Genomic DNA, 19,644 nt, shown 5'->3' on the forward strand with positions numbered 1-19,644 from the left:
CTGCCTCTTTCTCAGGAGAGCCCGTAGGCCCGGATTACCGTCTGCTGCACCGCGTTCCCGTCGGCGTCGGACCCGTGCACGCGCAGGGAGACGAAGCCGTTGGTCCGGTCCAGCCGCGGATGGTCGACCACGGCGCGGAAACGGCCGTCGCCGATGCTGTCCATCCGCTTGACGTTCGTCCACGTGCGACCGTCGTCATAGGACACTTCGACGGTCAGCCGCGGATTCTTCGGCGCTGCCAGGCCGTCCTGGTTGCGGACGGTGAACTCGACCGGAAGCGAACGCCCGGCGCGCGCCTTCTGCGTCAGGTCGGTCTGCACGCCGTAATCCACCTGCAGCAACGGAAGCAGGTCCGTTTTGCCTTCGGCGGGCCGCTTCGACCCGAAGGTCCACGACGTTTCGGTGTGCGTGCCGTACGCCCAGTCCGGAGTGGACTTGGTCAGCGACAAGTCGAGCCGGTACTTCGCCGGGTCCGCCGAAGCGGGGAACTTGCCCCACGCCGCCGGGCCTTCCTTGACGAGCTTTCCGTCCTGGTAGAGCTTCGCGCTCACCTGGTCCGGCTCGTCGTCCCAGCCCGATTCGGAAAACGCGTAGTGCGAGGTTTCCGGATCGGCGAACTCGGGGATGCGGAAGGCGAAAGTGTCGCCGGTACGCGACGTTTCCAGTCCCGCGCCGCGCGGGATCGCCGGGCGGACCACTGGCGCGTACCAGTTTTCCGTCGCCCGCTGCCCGGCCTTGAAGGTGTGCGGCTGTTCGAGCATGCCGACCGCGAGCGGCTGGAAAGTGTCCCAGCTGAGTTTGTTGTTCACGCGGTGCTGCCAGATCGTCTCGTCGATCGAAACGATCTCCTCGCGCGCCGTTCCGGTGTGCGCGTACCGCTGGTACTGGTTGATCGCGGTCTTTTCCCAAGGCCGCCAACCGAACCGCTGCTCGGAAAGCCACTCGTCCTTGCCGGTCGCCCGGTAATTCGCGGTGACCGTCGCGCTGTTGCGATCGCTGACCTGGTAGACGATCTTCTGCGGAATCTGGTCGTGCGTCACCTGCATGATGTCGTACAGGTACGGGCTCACCGGCGTGCCCTGCAGGAACATGCTGGTGAAGCCGTATTTGGCGCGGTCAGCCAGCTTCATGCCCTGTTCGTTCGTGATCAGCACGGCGGGAATCGGCAGGCGATCGCCGCGCGGCTGCCAGTGTCCGTAGGTGTGCTCGTCGGGCAGGCTGACGACCATCACCATCGCGGCACCCGCGGCAGCGGCCTGTTTCGCCGCGGTATCCGGGTTGGTGCCGTCCTTAGCGGGCGTCACCAACGCGATTTTCCCGCGCGCCTTGGCGTATTGCTCCGGCTTGTCGGCAGCGACCGGAACGACGTCCAGCCACTTGAACCCGGAAATCGCCGGGGACGACGCGTAGTAGAACAGTTCGGTTTTGACGCCGAGCCACGGCAACGTGGTCGCGGTCAGCATCGGCGCGGTGAGCTGCCACCGGGTGCCGAATTCGAACGTCCCGTTCTTGACCTTCTCCGTCGGCGTCACGTAGATGTGCCGGACGCCGGGGAATTCCATGACATAGTTCGAGATCTTGCGCGAGCCGAATTCGCGGTGCGCGTAGCTGCTGATGATGTTTTCCAGCGTCGACGGCCGCGGCGTCTTGATCTCGACCGGCACCGCGCTCCGCGCGTCCATCACCAGGTTCAGGTCCCCGGTCAGGGAGAACTCGGGCTTGAGCACGATCGCGATTTCCTCGTCCGGAGCCAGTCCGGTGTGGAACATCGCGCGGGCGTAGTAGGTGCCCTCCGGGAGTTCGGTGACGAACGGATGGCCGCTGAAGACGTCGCCGACGATGTCGTAGCGCATGTCGTCGCCGAAGATCTGGATGTCCATCGGATGCGCCTGACCGTCGCGGCCGATGCCGGTGACGGTCACCTTGTGCTTCGGCGGCTCCTTCACCAAGCCGACCGTCGTGTGCACCGAACCGACGAGAACGCTGCCGGTGTAGTTGCCCGGCACCAGCGCGGCCGAGTCGACGCTGATCGCGACTGTCGCGGTTCCGTTGGCCGGAACCTCCACAGTGGACTTGTCGAGCTTCACCGCGGCACCCGGCGTGGCACCGTCGCCACGACGCAGGTCGAGCTTCGGGCTGATGGTGACCGGAGCGGAAGTCGTGTTGGTGTAAGTGATTTCCTTGCGCACCGGTCCGCTGTCGTTGGTGACCGGGCCGAGGTTCAGCGTGCCGGTCGCGAAGACTCCGGGATGCACTGCCGCAGCTGCGACGTCTACCCGGCCGCCACCCTGCTGAAAGGCATTGAGCCCCGCAGAAGGTTTCGACGTACTGGCCAAGCCATCCTTGAGCTGCTGCGCGGTCCATTGTGGATACCGCTGCGCCAGGATCGCTGCCGCACCAGCAACATGCGGCGTCGCCATCGACGTGCCAGACGCTGCGGTGTAGTACTGATCCACCACCTCACCGAGCGAAGTACCAGCCGCGCGCGCCGCGACGATTCCCACGCCAGGCGCGGTGATGTCCGGCTTCACGGCCTGGTCGCCCTGCCGCGGGCCCATGCTGGAGAACGGAGCCAGCTCGTCCTTGCGGTCCACCGCACCAACGGTCAGCGCGGCATCCGCAGTACCCGGCGTGCCGATGGTCGACGCGCCGTTCTGGCCGTCGTTGCCCGCAGCGACCACGAACAGCGCGCCGGTACGGGCGGTGAGTTCGTTGAGGCCGACGCTGAGATCGTCCGTACCGTCGGTCGCGCCGCCGCCGAGGCTCATGTTGATCACCTTGGCACCGGAGTTCGCGGCCCACTCCATCCCTTGCAGGACTTCGGAAGACGAGGCCGTGCCGTCGTCGCCGAGCACCTTGCCGACGTACAGCTTCGCGCCCGGAGCCGCGCCCTTGCGCGTGCCGCCCGCGGCCGCGCCGCTGCCCGCGATGGTCGCCGCGACGTGCGTGCCGTGGCCGAACCGGTCGACGACGTCCGGGCTGGTCGAGAAGTTCTCCGCCTTCGCGACCTTGCCCGCGAGATCCGGGTGGTTGGGGTCGTAGCCGGTGTCGAGCACGGCCACCGCGACGCCGGAGCCGTCGAACCCGGCCGCCCACGCCTCCGGCGCCCCGATCTGCGGGACACTGCGATCGAGCGACGCGTGCACCTTGCGGTCCAGCGTAATCCGTTCCACCGCACCGGAAGCGGCGCGCGGACCGGTGAAGGACTGCCAAAACTCGCCGGCGCGCTTCTTGTCTTCCCGCAGCGCGCGGCCGTTCACGCTGGGCAGTTCGGCACCCTGCGTGGTGGCGGCGAACGTCGGCGCGGCAGCGATCGAGACGCCCTTGGCGTAGTGCGCGATCATGGGCACCGTCGGGCTCGACTCGTCGGCGTAGCCCTGCGCGATCAGGTCGGTGACGTTGAACAGGGCTTTGTCGAGGCGCTTGGCCGCCACGAGCGACACCGCGTCGGCCGGGATGACCTGCAGCTTCCCGTCCACTTCGGACTGCGTGAAGCGGATGTTCTCCCGCCCCTTGCCCGGCCGGACGGTCGCGATCTGCCGTCCGCCTTGGACGCCTTCGACTTGCACGACGTCACCGGTGAGCAAGGTGACCGTGTGCCGCTCACCGGGACCAGGCGCCGGTGAACCGCTCGCAGGCTCGGCCGCCGCGGGCACCGCCTGGCCGAGTGTCGCGACCAGTGCGCCCGTGCAGCCGAGAGTGATGGCTCGTGATCTCCACGTCATCGCACAAGATTCGGGGCGAGCCGGGGTTCACGTCACTACCTCTCGGTGTCGCGGTTGTGACATGTCGCAACTGGGACAACGCCTGGTTAGCCAGCCACTGTCGCGTAATAGGCCATTAGGCGGTCCGCCAGTTCGTCCGGACGGCTCAGCAGCGCGAGATGGGATCCGGCCATCTCGTCCGCTTCGATCCCCAGCCGCTCGCGCGCGACGCGGCGCAGCAGATCGGCGGAGAAGAACCGGTCGTCGCGAAAGAGCAGGACTTTCGTTGGCACGTCCGGCAACCGCTCGCCCGGCCACGCCGCGCTGTACTCGGCGCTGTTCTGATCCCGGCCGCGCCGCTCGTTCTCCGCCGCCAGGTCGGCCGGGAGGTCCGCCATGAACTGCTCGGTGACGCTCAGCCCCTCGGCCGACTCGAAACCGACGTTGCCCCACCACTCCCCGGGAGCCTCGCCCGGCGCGGGCACCATCCCGGCGACGAACACGAGAAGCCGCGCGCCGACCCGTTCCGCCACGAGCGGCGCGGTGAACCCGCCGTAGGAATGACCGACCACGACGACTTCCCGCGCATCGCCGATCGCCGCCACCACGCTGTCGGTGAAGTCAGCGAACGTGGCCTGCGGGTTCTCGATCGGCAGATCCGGGGCCACGACGTCGTGCCCGGACGCCTTGAGCCGCTCGGCGACCAGGTGCCAGTCCCAGCCGCTGCCGCCGCCCCCGTGGATCAGTGCGAAAGTCGCCATGCCGCCCAGCTTGTCACGCAGGGCAGCGCTTGAGCATGTCCTGCAGCGCGTTCTTCTCCATGTCGGTGATCGTCAGCCCGTAGAAGTGCTTCACGGTGACCCAGTCGGTCGCATAGGTGCACCAGAACGACACCAGCGGCGGCTTCCACTCGTCCGGAGCCTTGTCGCTCTTCTGCCGGTTCACGCTCGCCGTCACCGCGAACAGCTGCGGGCGCGTGAGGTCGTTCGCGAACTGCTCGCGCTTCTCCTGCGTCCAGTCGCGCGCGCCGCTCACCCAGGCCTGGCCGAGCGGGACCATGTGGTCGATGTCGAGCTGAGTCGCCTTGGTCCAGGTCTGGCCGTCGTACACGCTGAGCCAGGTGCCCGCCGTCGGCTTGCAGTCGCTGCCCGCCTTGACGTCCTTGCCCGCGCGCTTGAGGACGACCTCGCGGGTGTCGCAGCTGTCGCCCTGGCTGTCCCAGTGCTTGAACTTGTCCCGCGAATAGCCGGTCATATTGCCGCGGGCGCTGATTTTCAGTTCGGACAGCTGCTTCGTCGCGTCCGCCGCCGACGCCGGTGCGGCCTCGGACTTCGTGTCGCCGACTTCGCGCTGGCCGTACCAAAACCCGACGACAGCGATGAGCAGCACGACCGCGAGCAGCACGGTGCGCTTGGTGGGGAACGGCCGGGCCATGGTGCGCGGGATCCTCTCGGGCGGGGAGTTCGGGGAGCCGGAGTATGCCTGTCGCCGGGCCGGTAATCGCGCAGACACTCTCGGCAGCGCCCGGGGCGTGGCAAGGACCACGTCGGACCAGTTGTTGGCCGCCAACGAAAAAGCCCAGATCAGCGGGGGTGGATAACGCTCCCGAAGGTGTCACGTCCGCGACGGGCGAAACGACTGTATTGATAGGGGGCCGGAAAGGAGCGGGTCCGAGATGCCCGGGCGGCTGCGGAAGTGGAACACACGCGTCGACGACTACCTGCGCCGGAAGGCGGCGGAGGGCGGCAACGTCGTCGCGATGACGCGCGTCGCCGCTGACCTGCGCGAACGTGGCGATTCAGCGGAGGCCGAGGAGTGGTACCGCCGGGCCGCCTCCGGCGGTGACCGGATCGCCATGACCGCGCTGGCGCACCTGCTGGCCGAACGCGGCGCTGAGGACGAAGCCGCCCGCTGGTACCACGAAGCCGCGCAAGCCGGTGAGCCGCACGGAATGCTCGGATACGCACGGACCTGCGAAAACCAGGGTCACCTCAACGACGCCGAGCGCTGGTACGCCGCCGCGTTCCAAGCCGGTGCGACGGAAGCTGCCGGGCTGCTCGGCCACCTGCTTGTCGAAGACGGCCGGTACTCCGACGCCGAAGGCTGGTGCCGCAGTGCCGCGGAAGACGGCGACTCGACGGCGATGCTCGACCTCGGCCTGGTCCTGCGAGAACTCGGCGCGCCCGACGAGATGGCGCACTGGTGGCGGGCCGCGGCGGACGCGGGCGAACTCTCCGCGACCTGCCTGCTGGGCCGGGAAGCCGAACGGGCCAACCGGGAAGGCGACGCCGAGCGGTGGTTCCGTCGCGGCGCGAAGGGCGGCCACGTCGAGGCGAAGGTGCGGCTGGGGTTGCTGCTGCATCGCCGGGGCGACCTCGAAGAGGCGGAGAACTGGTACCTCGAAGCCGCCGAGGCGGGCGACGCGGCGGCGATGACCAACCTCGGCGTCCTCGCCCGCAACCGCCGCGACGACGGCGAGGCCGCGGCCTGGTACCGCAAGGCCGCCGAGCACGGCAGCATCCCCGCGCTCACCAACCTGGGGCATCTCGCCGAATCCCGCAGCGACCTGGCACAGGCCGAACGCTGCTTCCGGGTCGCCGCGGAGACCGGCGACGTGCAGGGAATGCTGAGCCTGACCCGGATGCTGCGCGCCCGCGGCGCGACCGCCGAAGCCGACCACTGGCAGGCCCTCGCCGCTGACCGTCCACAGTAGACACAAGTTTCTCGGGGTCGATCTCCGGGATCTTCCCGGATGTTCCCCGGCACCGGCGCGGCTAGCGTCGATCGAGTGTTCAGACGCGTGCTTCTCGCCATCCTCGCCGGTATCGCGGTGTTCCTGGTGCCGTGGACCGTCTACCTCGGACTGACCCTGCCCGAGCACTTCGACACGAGCCAGTGGCGAGTCGCCTGGGTCGGCTTCGACATCGTGCTGCTGCTGTGTTTCGCCGCGTCCGTACTGCTCGGGATGCGCCGCAGCCGCGCCGCGGTGCCGATGCTGGCCGCGACCGCCGCGCTGCTGTGCTGCGACGCCTGGTTCGACGTCGTCCTCGACTGGGGCGGCTCCGACCAATGGGCCAGCCTCGGCACCGCGCTGCTCGCGGAACTGCCGATCGCGGTGTTCCTGATGCTGCGGGCACGCGCTCTGCTCGCCGGCAACGCACGACCGCGGCCGCTGACCATGAACGACATCACGGTGCGCACGAACCCGAACTACCAGCGGTTGCTTCGCCTGATGCCCGCCACTTCGGCCGAACTGCGCGCGGAGCTCCCCTCGATCGACGTCCCGGCCGCGCTGCTCACCCTGACCCACGCCGGGTACACGCGACGTGCCCGCGACGGTCGCTGGCAGTCCGTCCCGCAGAGCACGAACGAGGCGAAGCTGGAGGACTATCCCGAGGAGGACCGGCCGAAACTGGCCGCCTACCTGGACGCGAAGTACGACCACGAAGTGCGCTTGATGGCCTGGGCCGTCGAACACCGCGACACCTTCGACGACTGGACCGCCGGGAGCCGCGCCGGGATGCGGATGAGCTACAAGGACTTGAAGGACTTCGAGGCGGAGTACCTGGAACTGGTGCACCGCTACGCCGCCCGCAAGCCCGGGCCGTCCGACGAAGCGCGTGATCTGGCCGTGCGGTTCTACGCTTTCCCGGAACCGAAACCCGCTGAGCTGGCGTAGTTTCGAGGCATGATCCATCACGTGCAGGTCGCCTGCCCAGCGGGCGCGGAGGACGACGAACGCGCGTTCTACACCGGGGTGCTCGGCTGGCCGGAGCTGCCGAAGCCGCCACTACTGGCCGCACGCGGCGGTTGCTGGTTCCAGGTTCCGGGCGTCGGCGGCCCGGACGGCGAACTGCACGTCGGCGTCGAGGCGGATTTCCGTCCGGCGCTCAAGGCGCACCCGGCTTTCGTGGTCGACGTGGACGCCACAGCTGCCGCGATCGAAGCCTCCGGACGGCCTGTGACCTGGGCCGATCCGGCGGAAATCCCCGGCAGGCGGCGGTTCCACACCTTCGACCCGGTCGGCAACCGGCTGGAGTTCCTCGCCGGCTGAGCCGCTTACAGTGTGGGGATGAGCCAGGAGGCGGAAGAAGCCGAACAGCGGATCACGCGACGCCTTCGTGAGCTTCGCCTGGAGCGCGGGCTCACGCTGGAGAAGGTCGCCGCCGCCGCGGACATCACCCCTGGCTACCTGTCTCGCGTCGAGAGCGGACAGCGTGTGCCCAGCCTCGGCACGCTCGTGGTGCTCGCGCGGGTGCTGGACGTCAGCGTCGCCGATCTCGCCGCTTCCGAGGAGCGCCGGTCGCCGATCGTCCGGCGCGCGGACGCCGTCACGTACGGCACCAGCGGCGCGTCCATGACCCACCTGTCCCCGCCGTCGTCCGGCGTTGAGGCAACCCTGGTGACCCTGCGCGGCAAATCCGTCCCTCCGCGCCCGACCCAGCACCGCGGCGAGGAGTGGCTGCACGTGGTCAGCGGCCAGCTCGAACTGACCCTGTCCGGCGAAACCCACCTGCTCGCGGCCGGTGATTCGGCGCAGTTCCCCGGCACCACTGAGCACACCCTGCGGGGCGCGCCGGACGCGGAAGTGCTCGTCGTCATCGCTTGACACTCGATGTGCCTCAGGGGCACCCTGATTGCCATACAGGCAACAGTGGGAGATGCTGATGACCGACGCCCCGGTAGCCGAACTCGACCTCGACACCCTGCCCGAGCAGCTGGATTCCGTCGCCGCCGAACGCGCGCAGCGCAAACGTCAGCTCGCCGTCGCCTTCCGCCTGTTCGCCCGGTACGGGTTCGACGAGGGCATCGCCGGGCACCTGACCGCGCGCGATCCCGAGTTCCCGAACCGGTTCTGGGTCAACCCGTACGCGGTGCACTTCTCCCGGATCAAGGTCAGCGACCTGCTTCTCCTTGACGAGAACGGAAAAGTGGTCGAAGGAACGCGGCGCACGAACAAGGCCGCGTTCGCGATCCACTCGACCATCCACGAAGCCCGCGAGGACGTCGTCGCCGTCGCGCACGCACACACGATCCACGGCCGCGCCTGGTCGGCGTTGAACCGGTTGCTGGACCCGATTGTCCAGGAATCCTGCGCCTTCTACGAAAATCACGTGCTTTTCGACGAGTACAAAGGCCTGGTCCTGGAGCGCGACGAAGGCGTCCGCATCGCCGCGCGGCTCGGGTCGAAACGCGCCGCGATCCTTCGCCACCACGGATTGCTGACCGTCGGGCGCAGCGTCGGCGAGGCGGCGTGGTGGTTCATCACGATGGAACGCGCCTGCCAGATGCAACTCCTCGCCGAAGCCGCGGGTACGCCGCGCGTCATGACCGCCGAGGAAGCCACGCTCGCCGCCCGCCAGTTCGGCAGCGCGAACATGGCACGCAACAACTTCCGCTTGCTGGAGGACCTGATCGTCGAACAGGAACCGGACGTGCTGGACTGATCCGGGTTCAGTCGCCGACCGCGTCCCGCCCGCGCTTCACAATCAGCGGATCCGGCTCCCCGACCACGTTCGCGTCCTTGCCCTCATACTCGAACCGCGACAGGAAATAGCGCATCGCGTTGATCCGCGCGCGTTTCTTGTCGTTGCTCTTGATCGTGATCCACGGCGCGAGATCGTTGTCCGTGCGGAGGAACATCGCTTCCTTGGCCGCGGTGTAGTCGTCCCACTTGTCGAGCGACTGCAGGTCCATCGGAGACAGTTTCCACTGCCGCACCGGATCGACCTGGCGGATGATGAACCGCGTGCGCTGTTCGGCCTGGGTCACGGAAAACCAGAACTTCGTGACCGTGATCCCGCTCTCCACCAGCATTTCCTCGAACAGCGGCACTTGGTGCATGAACTGCTCGTACTGCTCCGGCGAGCAAAACCCCATCACCTGCTCGACTCCGGCCCGGTTGTACCAGGACCGGTCGAACAAGACCATCTCCCCCGCGGTCGGCAAATGCTGGACGTAGCGCTGGAAATACCACTGATGCGCTTCCCGGTCACTGGGTTTGGCGAGTGCGACCGTCCGAGCGTGGCGCGGGTTGAGGTGCTCCATGAACCGCTTGATGGTGCCGCCCTTGCCCGCCGCGTCGCGCCCCTCGAAGAGAATGACGTGCTTGCTGCCGGTCTCGCTGATCGAGTTCTGCAGCTTGAGCAGTTCGACCTGCAGCAGGTATTTCGTCTCGTCGTACTCCTCGCGCGGCATGCGCTCGGCGTACGGATAGTTCTCCCGCCAGGTGTCGACCGCCTTGCCGAACGCGTCGATCAACACGGGATCGTCATCGTGATCCTCGCCGACCGAATGCCCGTCGATCTCGAGCCGATCGATGTACTCCCGCACGTCCCGCAACATGCGGCCGACCTTAAGCAGGACAGGTGAACGGGAGGTGTCCCGGCTCCGGCCGGACCCGGTGACGACCAGTGGGAGGAAGGGAAATCTTGGCGGAATGCCAAGAGTGTGACGGTTAACTGTCAGCATGCCCGTCCGCAACTGGCAACGGAAGACACACCACACATCCGAGTGATGTTTCCCTTCGCTTAAGCAAGTTCCGGCGTCTACCCAGCGATGGGTTTGGCCACCGGGCCTGACCCCGGTTCCCCGTGGAAGGAGCCCACCCGGTGTTCTACCTGGTGGTCGCAGCCGCTGCCTCGGCAGCGACGGTTGCCGCACGTCCGATGTGGTGCCTGTTCCGGTTGTCGGCTTGCGTGCTGGTCCGCCTGGTCGAACAGAAACGGGCGGTGCGCCTCGCCGAAGCCGTGCTGGAAAGCGGTCGCGACGACGGCGACTGGCAGGTGCGCGCGGGCGGGCTGGACGTCTCGATCCGCCGCCGCGACCGGGGCGAGGTCGGCGGAGAGTGACCGAGCACGCTCCGCCGGGCGCGATTCAAGATCCTCGCGACGTCGCGGCGTTCACGGAGCTCGTGCGCGAACACCACTCGTCCCTGCTGGGGCTGGCGCGCACGATCTATCCCACCGGCGACTACGAACTCGCGGTCAGCGACGGACTTCTGCGCCTGTGCCGGCACTGGAACTCCATTACCGGTGATCGGGTCGCGTGGACGAAGACCGTCGTCCGGAGGCTGGCCATCGACCTGCGCCGGCGCAGCCGCGAGGAAGCCGCGGAACTTCACGAGCACGATCCGCCGATGTGGGCGGCCGAGACGCCGATCGACGGGCGGCTCGAACTGAACGCAGTACTGGAACTGCTGCCGACCCTGCCCCCGCGAGAACAGGCCGCGCTGCTGTGGAGCGCGTTCGGCTACCAGAACTCGGAAATCGCTGATCGGATGACCATCTCCGAAGCTTCCGTCCGGTCTTATCTCGCTCATGCCCGCAAGCGCATCCGCGAAGGGTGCCGCCGCCCTCCGCGAGCACGCTCGAGCCGCGTCGCCACCGAGAAGGAGGTCTAAAGTGGACAGTCGATCTTCTTCCGGTCCGCTCAGCGAAATCAAGCCCGGGGACCTTGGGCTTGCCGCGCTCGCCAGCGCGCTCTCCGCTCCGGTCAGCGAAGCCGAGCTTGCTTTTGTCCAGGCGGTAAACGACGAACTCGCCGCGGAGGCGCACTGGGGCCTGGTGCTAGTGGTTCGCCTGCCACACCACAGCGAACCGGAGAACGGACTTACCCCGGAGATGACAGTCGAGTTGCATGAAGCCTTCTCCCGGCGAATAACGGGCGTGCTCTACGAATACCCGGAGACAAGCGTGCGCTCAGATGGCGCTGATCTGCTCGTGTATGTTCCCGACGCCGGCGCGGAACTGGACCTGACCAATGCCGCGGAGCAACTGTCTCCTGCCTTGAACGCACCCATGTCGCTCGACGACCAGACTGCCGTTTTCAAGCCACCGCTCGGGATTGCCGTCGCACGTCCTGGATCAGACCTCGGCGAACGGGCCGCCACAGCCAGAACGGGTCTCCCGGACAAAGTGAAGATCCATTGGTCGAACACTCGCGGCACAAAGAACGTCATCCGGCCAGCAACACTTCTCGGCCAAGCCAGGGAAGCCGTTGCCTCCGGCCGGCACACAGTCCGCTTCCAATTCATCGAGGACATCGATTTCTCCGGTGCCATCGGTGTACGCGCGGTCGCGTGCTGGCTCGGCACTGCCAATACCCCGCATCCGCTGAGCGAACTGAGTTCGCTCAGCGACTCGACCCAGCTGGCACCGGCCTTGTTCGGCCTCGTCCTTCCCGAGATCTGCGAGACTCTCCGGACCTGGCGTGCCCAGCGGCGTGCCGCGGACCCGCTGATGTTGCTCGAACTGCCGGTCAGCGTCGTGGCCGACCAGACCTTCGCCGACTCGCTGGCCGAGCATCTGCACCAGGTGCGGGTGCCCGCGCGAATGCTGCACCTCGGCATCCCATGTGACGTGCTCGCTTCTCCGCAGATCGACGAACAGCTGTTCCGTCTGGCGGACACCGGAGTCAACCTGGCCTTGACCAACTACGGCACACCGTCCACACCGCTCTGTCCTCCCGACCGCCACCCGTGGTCGCTCGCGGTCATCCCGCGCTCGGCCGTCCCGACCTCAGTGTTCGGACGGACCTTGGACGAAGCGGATCGCCGTACCTTCAGCTGGCTGGAAAAAGCGGCGGAACACCTCGACACCCGGCTTCTCGTGGAGGGCGTCGAGCTTGCCCACGCACGGAGATTGCTGCCCCGCGGTTGTTTGTACATGCCCTCCCGCGATCTGAAAGTCGCCCAGGAGCAACTCGCGGGCACCGCGTGGAAAGGGCCGGGGCACGCTGAACTGGTCCGGAAGCAGGCGTTGGCGGACCAGCGCGCCGCATCGGATTCGGACCCCGCTACGGTGCCCCGCCCTCGCGGCTGAGCCTTAGTCCAGAAACTTCAGCAAGTCCTGGTGCGCTGTCTCGGGCTGTGGCAATTGCCAGACCCGCAGGCGGTGCAACTGCAGGACCGTGAGCGGCTTGGTGACGTCCACTCCGTACTCTTCGCCGCTGATTCTGTTGAACCGCAGTCCTTCTGGAGAAAACCCGGTCCCGAGCACGACGATCTGCGTATCGGCCACCCGATCGCTCACCGCAAGCCACGCCCCGGCGAAGTGCAGAACAGCCGCCTCGACCGCAGTGTCCCGCACCATCCAGCGCACTCGCGGCCAATCCGCTCTGCGCTCGGCCTCTTCGGTGAGGTGCCGCCACACCGCCGCACCGACGCGACTGCGGTCCGGCATCGTGCCTACCGGCTCGACGATGTTCATCAACTGCCCGAGTGGACCGTCGAGAGCGTCCAGGTGCGGTGTCGTTCCGACGAGCGCCGCCCGGTCGCCCTCGTCCGTCCGGTGTCCCAGCCAGTAGACCCCGCCGGCCGGGGTGTCGTCGACCGTCGCGATCCATCGGCGGTGCTGCTGCGGCCACTCGATATCGAAGACCTCGCCGCTCGCCGGGCCTGCTGCTTGTGCGGATCCGTCGAGCCGTTCTGCCTGCATAGCTGAAGTTTATTCGCCTCGGCGATATAGTCGCGCGGAGCCAGGTCACGGGTGCCTGGTTCGGCGGGCGGAGGGCTGGGATGACCGACAACGAACCGCCGACGAATCCCTTCCCCGCAATTCCGCCTGCGAAGCCTCGGCGAACCGGCTGGATCATCGGCGGGGTCGCCGCGCTGGTGGTAGTGCTGGGAATCGGGATCGCCGTCGGCGTCCTGGCCGGACAGCCCTCGGAGCGCCCGCCGGAACCGGCCGCCGCGCCCGGTTATTCGATGGACCGCGTCGGCAATGCCTGCGATCTCGTCGATCCGGCTCCGCTGCAAAAGTGGTCGCCCACTCTCACCAGCCCGCCCAAGCACGAGGAAGCCCGGCCCAGCAGGACCAGCGCCGGAAGCCTGAGCTGCCAGATGCGGTACTCCAGCGGCAACGTCCTGGACACCGCCGAGGTCATCCTCGACGTCAACTTCACCAACGGAACCGCGCCGTCCTTCTACGACAACTGGAAACGCGGCGACGCCGCCAAGACCGGCGAAGGCAAGGCGTCCGGCCCGATCACCGGAATCGGGACCGAGGGCTTCTGGCACTCCGAGGTCTACGGCGAGCTGGTCGCGAACACGCGCTACGTCCTTTGTGTACTGGACGGCAACGTCTCGGTCCGGGTCCGGCTCAACTTCAGCCGCAGCCGCGACGTCGCCCAGGTGCACCGCACCGAAGTCCAGCCGATCGCCGAAGCACAGGCCCGCAAGGCGTTGAGCGGACTGAAAGGGAACTAGGGTTTTCCATGCAGCAACCCGGATACGGCTACCCGCAGCCGCCGAAACCCGGCCCCAAAACGGGATTGATCGTGGCGGGTGCGCTCGGGCTGGTCGTGATACTCGGCGTCGGAATCGCGATCGGCCTCTCCCTCAGCAGCCCCTCCTCCCCTCCCAAAGCCGAACCGGCCCCGGCGACCCCGACCTCGACCCCGTCCGCCGCGCCGTCGCCCACCGCGCCGCCGGGCAAGTACTCGATGAGCGCGATCTCCAACGCCTGCGACCTGCTGGACCCGAAACCGCTGGCGAAATGGTCCTCCACCCCGATCCCGCCGACGCACCGGGAAAACCAGCCAAGCAGCGGCTACGGCGGCGCCCTGACGTGCAGTCTCCGCTACACCAGCACCTCCGCGACCGACGGCGTCGCCACCAACGAGGTCGGAATCGGCGTCCAGGTGGAGTTCACGTCCGCGGGCGAGCCCCCGGCCTACGACAAGTGGACCACCGGCCCGTCGAAGGGCTGGACCGCCGGGACGACTCCCGGACTCGGCACGCGCAACTACTGGCGCGCGGGCGCTGTCACGGAGCCAGGTCCGGGCGCGAGTTACATCGTCGGGGTGCAGGACAGCAATGTCTCGGTGGAGGTTCAGGTCGCCGTCCACCGCGCCCCGGGCGAGGCCGCGCTGAAGATGGACGATCTGTCGGCGATCGCGCAATCCCAGACTCGCGCGGTGCTGGATCGGCTGAAGAAGGCGTAAATGCACAACGGTCTGGGAGCTAAAAGCTCCCAGACCGTTGTTTACTGTCTCGACCAGACAGTGCGCCCGAAGGGATTCGAACCCCTGACCTTCTGATCTGGTGTCGGTCGCTGGCGCTGCCTGCCGTAGTTAGTCAAAATGCGTCGTGACCTGCAATAACGCTTACCGGGCAGACGTCGTGTTGTGGCGCACCTGTGCGTCATTGCGCGTTGATTACTGGCAAAAAAATGGCAAGCGGACCTGGTCGACTTCGGAGGCCTTAGACCAACAGAGGGCCCGCGGCGAGGTCGTGCACTTTCATTAGGTCACCGACTGTGCTGCTTCGTTTCAGTCCGTTGCCGAGCAAGGGCTCGCCTCGCGAACCAGCACCATCTGATGCCGGACCGATAACCGGTGCCGACCACACGCCAAAGGTAGACACTTCGCAAGCGACGACCAGGGTGTCAGCGTCGTCCAGCTGGTCGAAGATCCATTGAAGCTCGTCGTCGGCCACGCAGGCGACCACTACAACATCACCGGTGGCAGCATGGCTCGACCGCCTGAGATCGTCCGCTTGGTCCCCGTAACTCAACCCCCGCGCCAGCGCGTCGTACACCATGCGCCGATGTTTCTCTTCAAGATCTTGCGCGATCCGGACAAAGACACCGTCGGTCAATGGCAGCTCGAGATGCTCTTCGATGATCAACTGCTCATTGTCATAGTGGAACAGGGCTGCTTCCGTGAATTTCTCACGAACCTCGGACAAGCTGCGACCCGACGTGTACACCGCCTGCGGGTATGAGTACGCACCCCATGGGGCCTCCTCGTTCGGAGCGAAGCGGTAGATGGCCTGGATAGCCTTCATTTGCCCACCGCCTTCCTTGCTTCGTCGATGGTCAGCCCAACGTCTCTCATCAAGATACTGCGTACGAGGCTTCCTGTGACCGTCTCACTGTCATGGAACGCAAAGGTGAAGGGGGCCTTGAGGCCCTGATATCTCCGGTGGGAGCCTCCATTGTGACGCTTGGGTGCGCCGCAGTAGGCCTCGATGAGCCGACGAAGGTCTCTCGCCTTCATAGAGGGCCACCGTGGAGTCATAAGACGAAGGTCGCCCGCCGAACGCTGTCTGTTACATGAGGTTTCAACCTACTAGTGGGGGCCTTTTCGTCCATCCCGGCGACCTGGCTTTAGCCCGATCAAGCCTGTGAGGTCGCCGGGATGGACGTGAGGCACACACGGACGCAACCGATGCGCCCGGCTCGACCATCCTGGTGGCCTGCCCGTCCGGCGAGGACGTCTCTTTTCAGCGCGACTGCTCGCGGCTCCTCCGGCGGGTGGTCGCTGGGCTGGCTTTTCCGCGGACGATCGGCGGGGACCGGGCGCCAGCCCGCACGCCCCGGATCTTGCCCGCGGATCAAACACCGTGCCCAGCGGCCCCGGAGGGGCCGCCTTGAACAAGTAAGGAAACTCTGAACACGAGAGCTTTGCGCTGGTCACGCTCAGCCAGGCTTGGTCATAACCGTCATAACCAAGGTAGTCTCCGTAGGTGGAACGAGTCCTAGGGAGGTGGACCATGACGACCAGCAATGCAGAGCAGCCGGCGCATGAGGGGCTGGATGGTCCTGCCTTGCGTGATGCGCTGTTCGCGGACAAAGACGTCCAGCCGATCAGGTCCGTGGACGACTGGGCGCGCGAGGACATCTTTGAGTCCGCTGATGAGCTGCACGAGTTCTGGGACTGGGTGGCTGCGGAGCGGAAGGCTAACCTGACCTAGTGGCTTTGGAGGTCGTGCTCGACACGGATGTTGCGTCGGGCTTGTTCAAGCGGGATCTCCCGCCGTGGCTTGCGAGCCAGCTTGTTGGTTGTCGTCCGGCAATCACGTTCGTGACGCTGGCTGAGTTGAACAAGTGGATGCATCTGCGCGCGTGGGCGCTTCCTCGCCGGGAACGGCTCGAACAGTGGATGCAACCGTTCCCAGTCCTCCCGGGTACGCCAAAGGTCGCACGCGTGTGGGGCGAGATCTCCGCTTACGCCCAGCGACGCGGGCGTCCCCGTCCGCAGAACGACACGTGGATCGCGGCGTGCTGCCTGGCGTTCGAGATCCCGCTCGCAACTCTGAACGTGAAGGACTTCGCGGACTTCGTGGAGTACGAAGGTCTCGTTCTGCTGGAACCGTAAGGCTCGCAACGGCGCGGCCAGTTGGTCAGCTTAGACGTTTTCGGTGCTCCGAGAGCCTTGCATCCAGGTCGCAAACCATCTTGTGGAACTCAATAACCTCAGTGTGTACGGCGTCGAGATCGACCGCGTTTGCGCATCTCTCGACTTGGCGACTTCGACTTCTGTTGCCCGCACGATTGCTGGCGTACCCCGCCCGCCTTTGGGGCTAGACCCTCATGCTCCAGCACTCCGAGCGCCTTGCGGACCGTCGTGCGCGAGATGCGCTGTTGTTGCTCACGATCGTGACCACTTTCCGCTCCGCGGCGAGTCGTTCCAAGAACTCCGGAGTCCCTGGAGTAGCTGGCGCGCTGTCGACCGCGACCACCTCACACTCCCGGAACCGCTCCTCCAACTGCTCTGCCGTTGACGCATCCTCCTGTACAGCGAATTTCAGGACCTCGAACGGATCACCCGTTTCCGCGACATCGGCAGGAAAGCTGAGTCCTCGGGTCGCGCCCTCGGCTCGGAGTTCGTTGGCGACTGCTCGATCCGTGATCTCGCCGAACACAGCACAGACAGGCCCATCGAAGTCCAGCAAGACGTTAGCCGCACGGGCGACGATCTCCGCCGACGTCACATCCTCGGGCACGCGCACCCGTCGATGACGCAGGACGTCTACATAGGGCGAGGCCAGAAATCCCGCGCCGGCGCGGAAGCGCTCGGGTCGATGGCCCTCGGGAAAACTGGCAATAAACCGGCAACCGGCTGACTTGCCGACTTCCCGGAGACCGGAAGCCAGACAGCAGAAAACCCCCTGTCACCAGGGGGTTTTCTGCTTTACTGTCTCGACCAGACAGTGCGCCCGAAGGGATTCGAACCCCTGACCTTCTGATCCGTAGTCAGATGCTCTATCCAGCTGAGCTACGGGCGCGTGTTCAGTTGTTAATCTAGCACCTGCCGAAACAGGCACCAGCGGAGGCTCCGGGATTTGAACCCGGGAGGGGGGGTTACCCCCAACCGCATTAGCAGTGCGGCGCCATAGACCAGACTAGGCGAAGCCTCCTGGGTCCCAACGACCACTGCTCAGATAGGTTACACACCCCTCCACCACCTCCGGAAGGCACCCCCCTCAACGGTGCAGCACCCTCCGTAACCAGGGCGAACGGCCGCCAAGTCCCTCGGCCTCGAAGGTCGCGATGCCGACCCGCGGCAGGGATCCGACGCCCGGGTACACGAGGTAGCGCGGGACCCACCGGGGCTGGAACTTGGCGTTGAACCGGTAGAGGCTCTCGATCTGGATCCAGCGCGAGAAGAAGTGCAAGACCTTCGCCGACAGCCGCGCGACCGGGCCCGCGCCGATGCGCTGGCCCTGTTCCATCAGGGCGCGGAAGGCGGCGAAGTTCAGCGACACCTGGTCGATGCCGTGCTCGCGCGAGTGCAGCAGCAGCTCCGAGATCATCAGCTCGTTCACGCCGTTGTCGACGGTGCGGTCCCGGCGCATCACGTCCAGCGACAAGCCCCGCTCGCCCCACGGCACGAACTGCAGCACGCCTCGCACGCGGCCGCCCTGTTCCGCGGTGACGATCACCGAACCGGGGTCGCCCATGCGGCCCAGCGCCATCGAGAATCCGCGTTCGGTCTCGGTGCCGCGCCAAGTCGCGGCCAGGTGCACCAGCTCGGGCAGTTCGCCGGGGCGCAAGTCCTCCGCCCGGCGCACCAAGACCTTGTAGCCGGCCCGCTTCGTCCGCGACGCCGCCTGCCGCACGCCGCGCATCACGCGACCTTCCAGCGTGAACGTCTTCGTGTCGACGACGGCCTCGTCGCCGATTTCCAGTACCTCCAGGCCAAACCGGGCCCACACCGTCGCGCCCAGCTCGGACGCGCCCATCGCGGCGGGCACCCAGGCGTTGCGCTGGCAGATGTCCAGGTACTCCTCGATCGCGCCGGGCCAGGCCTCGTGGTCGCCGAGCGGGTCGGCGGACGTCAGCGCGACCCCGGCGATCACGCGGAACGTGACGGCCGCCTTGCCGGTCTTGGAGAAGACCGCGAACTTGTCGCGGCGCAGCGCGAAGTAGCCCAGCGAGTCCCGTTCCCCGTGCTGCTTCAGCAACTCGTGCAGCCGCGCCAGTTCGTCGTCGGACAGTTCCGGCGCGGGTTCGGCCGAGCGCAGCAGGAAGTACGCCGACACCAGCACGCCGGTGATGCTGAAGATCAGCCCGATCGACGCGGACAGATCCTCGAACCACATCTCATGGAACACCGCGGGCCCGCTGACGCCGGTGAGCGCGAGCGCCGACTGGGAAAGCCGGTCGGCGAAGCTCAGCGGATCGAGCATCCGGGCCGGAGCGACTGACAGCAGCGCGAAGTTGAGCACGAACCCGGCCAGGACCAGTTGCAGCAGCACCCGCAAAGCGCGCCACCGGCCGACGGTCGGGTCTGGCCGGGCGATGAAGTACCGCCGAGTGCTGAGAAGTCCGGCGAGCAGCACCATGGACACCACGCCGGCGCCGAACACATGCCGAAGCCCGAGGTGTGACAACGCCAACAGCGCCGCGAAACCGACCGCCAGTTGCCAGGCGCGGCGTTTGCGGCGGCGGAGCCCGGCGGCGAGCATGATCAGCAACACACCGGTGACCAGCGCCACAGCAGCCGCGGCAGTGGTCGCTTCGCTCGGCAGCTCCAGCCATTTGGCCACGTGGCCGCGCACGTCGCGGCCCACCGGAACGACCGTGGACACGATCGCCAGCAGGCCGGCGAGCCTGGTTATCCATGTGATCGCGACGACCGACGTGACGCCGGCCGCCTGCCAAGTGTGCTGCGCGCGTGTCCCCGTCACCACGCGTGCAACACGCACGGCCCT

20 protein-coding genes and 2 tRNA genes are annotated in these 19,644 nt (G+C 66.9%); 12 read left to right on the plus strand and 10 right to left on the minus strand.

Annotated features, from left to right (window positions below; translation table 11 throughout):
• Nucleotides 1-11 precede the first annotated feature (11 nt).
• The 3 genes from AB5I40_RS25115 to AB5I40_RS25125 all read right to left on the minus strand — a co-directional run bounded on the left by AB5I40_RS25115 (nucleotide 12) and on the right by AB5I40_RS25125 (nucleotide 5,138).
• Entirely contained in the window at nucleotides 12-3,725 is a 3,714-nt protein-coding gene (locus AB5I40_RS25115; protein ID WP_370932497.1) for a S8 family serine peptidase, read from the minus strand.
• A gap of 86 nt (nucleotides 3,726-3,811) precedes the next feature.
• Nucleotides 3,812-4,465, minus strand: a complete 654-nt coding sequence (locus AB5I40_RS25120; RefSeq protein WP_370932498.1) for an alpha/beta fold hydrolase — start codon at nucleotides 4,463-4,465, stop codon at nucleotides 3,812-3,814.
• 13 nt (nucleotides 4,466-4,478) lie between these two features.
• Nucleotides 4,479-5,138 (minus strand): HNH endonuclease family protein, encoded by a 660-nt coding sequence (locus AB5I40_RS25125; protein ID WP_370932499.1) that lies wholly within the window; start codon nucleotides 5,136-5,138, stop codon nucleotides 4,479-4,481.
• A gap of 241 nt (nucleotides 5,139-5,379) precedes the next feature.
• On the opposite strand from AB5I40_RS25125, the gene AB5I40_RS25130 reads away from it, so the two are divergent.
• From AB5I40_RS25130 to AB5I40_RS25150, 5 genes are all read left to right on the plus strand, one after another.
• A complete protein-coding gene (locus tag AB5I40_RS25130; protein WP_370932500.1) occupies nucleotides 5,380-6,417 on the plus strand; it encodes a tetratricopeptide repeat protein in 1,038 nt (345 codons plus the stop codon).
• 75 nt (nucleotides 6,418-6,492) lie between these two features.
• Nucleotides 6,493-7,383: a hypothetical protein gene (locus AB5I40_RS25135; RefSeq protein ID WP_370932501.1), complete on the plus strand. Its 891-nt coding sequence runs from the start codon at nucleotides 6,493-6,495 to the stop codon at nucleotides 7,381-7,383.
• Nucleotides 7,384-7,392: 9 nt separating this feature from the next.
• Complete coding sequence (locus tag AB5I40_RS25140; RefSeq protein WP_370932502.1) at nucleotides 7,393-7,758, plus strand: glyoxalase; 366 nt, start codon at nucleotides 7,393-7,395, stop codon at nucleotides 7,756-7,758.
• 18 nt (nucleotides 7,759-7,776) lie between these two features.
• Nucleotides 7,777-8,313, plus strand: coding sequence for a helix-turn-helix domain-containing protein (locus AB5I40_RS25145; protein WP_370932503.1), 537 nt, complete (start codon nucleotides 7,777-7,779; stop codon nucleotides 8,311-8,313).
• Between the two features lie 58 nt (nucleotides 8,314-8,371).
• The gene (locus tag AB5I40_RS25150) at nucleotides 8,372-9,151 is read left to right on the plus strand and encodes a class II aldolase/adducin family protein (RefSeq protein WP_370932504.1); all 780 of its coding nucleotides are present in this window, start codon (nucleotides 8,372-8,374) and stop codon (nucleotides 9,149-9,151) included.
• Between the two features lie 7 nt (nucleotides 9,152-9,158).
• Here the strand turns inward: AB5I40_RS25150 and ppk2 are convergent, their stop codons facing one another.
• The gene (ppk2, locus tag AB5I40_RS25155) at nucleotides 9,159-10,049 is read right to left on the minus strand and encodes a polyphosphate kinase 2 (protein ID WP_370932505.1); all 891 of its coding nucleotides are present in this window, start codon (nucleotides 10,047-10,049) and stop codon (nucleotides 9,159-9,161) included.
• Between the two features lie 266 nt (nucleotides 10,050-10,315).
• On the opposite strand from ppk2, the gene AB5I40_RS25160 reads away from it, so the two are divergent.
• The 3 genes from AB5I40_RS25160 to AB5I40_RS25170 are packed head-to-tail and all read left to right on the plus strand — an operon-like array spanning nucleotide 10,316 to nucleotide 12,526.
• The gene (locus AB5I40_RS25160) at nucleotides 10,316-10,555 is read left to right on the plus strand and encodes a hypothetical protein (protein WP_370932506.1); all 240 of its coding nucleotides are present in this window, start codon (nucleotides 10,316-10,318) and stop codon (nucleotides 10,553-10,555) included.
• Nucleotides 10,552-11,106, plus strand: a complete 555-nt coding sequence (locus tag AB5I40_RS25165) for an RNA polymerase sigma factor (RefSeq protein WP_370932507.1) — start codon at nucleotides 10,552-10,554, stop codon at nucleotides 11,104-11,106. Before AB5I40_RS25160 ends, AB5I40_RS25165 begins: the two co-directional genes overlap by 4 nt.
• A 1-nt stretch (nucleotide 11,107) precedes the next feature.
• Entirely contained in the window at nucleotides 11,108-12,526 is a 1,419-nt protein-coding gene (locus AB5I40_RS25170) for an EAL domain-containing protein (RefSeq protein WP_370932508.1), read from the plus strand.
• A 3-nt stretch (nucleotides 12,527-12,529) separates the two neighbouring features.
• Here AB5I40_RS25170 and AB5I40_RS25175 read toward each other — a convergent pair whose 3' ends face one another.
• Nucleotides 12,530-13,141, minus strand: coding sequence for a hypothetical protein (locus AB5I40_RS25175; RefSeq protein ID WP_370932509.1), 612 nt, complete (start codon nucleotides 13,139-13,141; stop codon nucleotides 12,530-12,532).
• 80 nt (nucleotides 13,142-13,221) lie between these two features.
• Between AB5I40_RS25175 and AB5I40_RS25180 the strand changes: the two genes are divergently transcribed.
• Both AB5I40_RS25180 and AB5I40_RS25185 read left to right on the plus strand, forming a co-directional pair.
• Complete coding sequence (locus tag AB5I40_RS25180) at nucleotides 13,222-13,911, plus strand: hypothetical protein (RefSeq protein ID WP_370932510.1); 690 nt, start codon at nucleotides 13,222-13,224, stop codon at nucleotides 13,909-13,911.
• Nucleotides 13,912-13,919: 8 nt separating this feature from the next.
• Nucleotides 13,920-14,648, plus strand: coding sequence for a hypothetical protein (locus tag AB5I40_RS25185; protein ID WP_370932511.1), 729 nt, complete (start codon nucleotides 13,920-13,922; stop codon nucleotides 14,646-14,648).
• 259 nt (nucleotides 14,649-14,907) lie between these two features.
• Here the strand turns inward: AB5I40_RS25185 and AB5I40_RS25190 are convergent, their stop codons facing one another.
• Complete coding sequence (locus AB5I40_RS25190) at nucleotides 14,908-15,492, minus strand: hypothetical protein (RefSeq protein WP_370932512.1); 585 nt, start codon at nucleotides 15,490-15,492, stop codon at nucleotides 14,908-14,910.
• 708 nt (nucleotides 15,493-16,200) lie between these two features.
• Here AB5I40_RS25190 and AB5I40_RS25195 point away from each other — a divergent pair.
• Nucleotides 16,201-16,401 (plus strand): hypothetical protein, encoded by a 201-nt coding sequence (locus tag AB5I40_RS25195; protein ID WP_370932513.1) that lies wholly within the window; start codon nucleotides 16,201-16,203, stop codon nucleotides 16,399-16,401.
• Complete coding sequence (locus AB5I40_RS25200; protein WP_370932514.1) at nucleotides 16,401-16,805, plus strand: type II toxin-antitoxin system VapC family toxin; 405 nt, start codon at nucleotides 16,401-16,403, stop codon at nucleotides 16,803-16,805. Before AB5I40_RS25195 ends, AB5I40_RS25200 begins: the two co-directional genes overlap by 1 nt.
• Nucleotides 16,806-17,010: 205 nt before the next feature.
• Here the strand turns inward: AB5I40_RS25200 and AB5I40_RS25205 are convergent, their stop codons facing one another.
• The 4 genes from AB5I40_RS25205 to AB5I40_RS25220 form a co-directional block, all read right to left on the minus strand.
• A complete protein-coding gene (locus tag AB5I40_RS25205) occupies nucleotides 17,011-17,433 on the minus strand; it encodes a hypothetical protein (protein ID WP_370932515.1) in 423 nt (140 codons plus the stop codon).
• Nucleotides 17,434-17,641: 208 nt separating this feature from the next.
• Nucleotides 17,642-17,715: transfer RNA gene (locus tag AB5I40_RS25210), tRNA-Arg, on the minus strand.
• Nucleotides 17,716-17,757: 42 nt separating this feature from the next.
• A tRNA-Ser gene (locus tag AB5I40_RS25215) sits at nucleotides 17,758-17,847 on the minus strand.
• A gap of 66 nt (nucleotides 17,848-17,913) precedes the next feature.
• Entirely contained in the window at nucleotides 17,914-19,623 is a 1,710-nt protein-coding gene (locus tag AB5I40_RS25220; protein ID WP_370940601.1) for a phosphatidylglycerol lysyltransferase domain-containing protein, read from the minus strand.
• Nucleotides 19,624-19,644: the final 21 nt, after the last annotated feature.

This window comes from Amycolatopsis sp. cg13 (genome assembly GCF_041346965.1).
GTDB lineage: Bacteria > Actinomycetota > Actinomycetes > Mycobacteriales > Pseudonocardiaceae > Amycolatopsis.

What these genes read in the sequence shown, in the direction of transcription:
- AB5I40_RS25150 (WP_370932504.1), top strand. Translation starts at nt 8,372, where the DNA reads ATGACCGACGCCCCGGTAGCCGAACTCGACCTCGACACCCTGCCCGAG.
- AB5I40_RS25140 (WP_370932502.1), top strand. Translation starts at nt 7,393, where the DNA reads ATGATCCATCACGTGCAGGTCGCCTGCCCAGCGGGCGCGGAGGACGAC.
- ppk2 (WP_370932505.1), bottom strand. Translation starts at nt 10,049, where the DNA reads ATGTTGCGGGACGTGCGGGAGTACATCGATCGGCTCGAGATCGACGGG.
- AB5I40_RS25130 (WP_370932500.1), top strand. Translation starts at nt 5,380, where the DNA reads ATGCCCGGGCGGCTGCGGAAGTGGAACACACGCGTCGACGACTACCTG.
- AB5I40_RS25190 (WP_370932512.1), bottom strand. Translation starts at nt 15,492, where the DNA reads ATGAAGGCTATCCAGGCCATCTACCGCTTCGCTCCGAACGAGGAGGCC.
- AB5I40_RS25185 (WP_370932511.1), top strand. Translation starts at nt 13,920, where the DNA reads ATGCAGCAACCCGGATACGGCTACCCGCAGCCGCCGAAACCCGGCCCC.
- AB5I40_RS25115 (WP_370932497.1), bottom strand. Translation starts at nt 3,725, where the DNA reads ATGACGTGGAGATCACGAGCCATCACTCTCGGCTGCACGGGCGCACTG.
- AB5I40_RS25145 (WP_370932503.1), top strand. Translation starts at nt 7,777, where the DNA reads ATGAGCCAGGAGGCGGAAGAAGCCGAACAGCGGATCACGCGACGCCTT.
- AB5I40_RS25125 (WP_370932499.1), bottom strand. Translation starts at nt 5,138, where the DNA reads ATGGCCCGGCCGTTCCCCACCAAGCGCACCGTGCTGCTCGCGGTCGTG.
- AB5I40_RS25120 (WP_370932498.1), bottom strand. Translation starts at nt 4,465, where the DNA reads ATGGCGACTTTCGCACTGATCCACGGGGGCGGCGGCAGCGGCTGGGAC.
- AB5I40_RS25180 (WP_370932510.1), top strand. Translation starts at nt 13,222, where the DNA reads ATGACCGACAACGAACCGCCGACGAATCCCTTCCCCGCAATTCCGCCT.
- AB5I40_RS25175 (WP_370932509.1), bottom strand. Translation starts at nt 13,141, where the DNA reads ATGCAGGCAGAACGGCTCGACGGATCCGCACAAGCAGCAGGCCCGGCG.
- AB5I40_RS25195 (WP_370932513.1), top strand. Translation starts at nt 16,201, where the DNA reads ATGACGACCAGCAATGCAGAGCAGCCGGCGCATGAGGGGCTGGATGGT.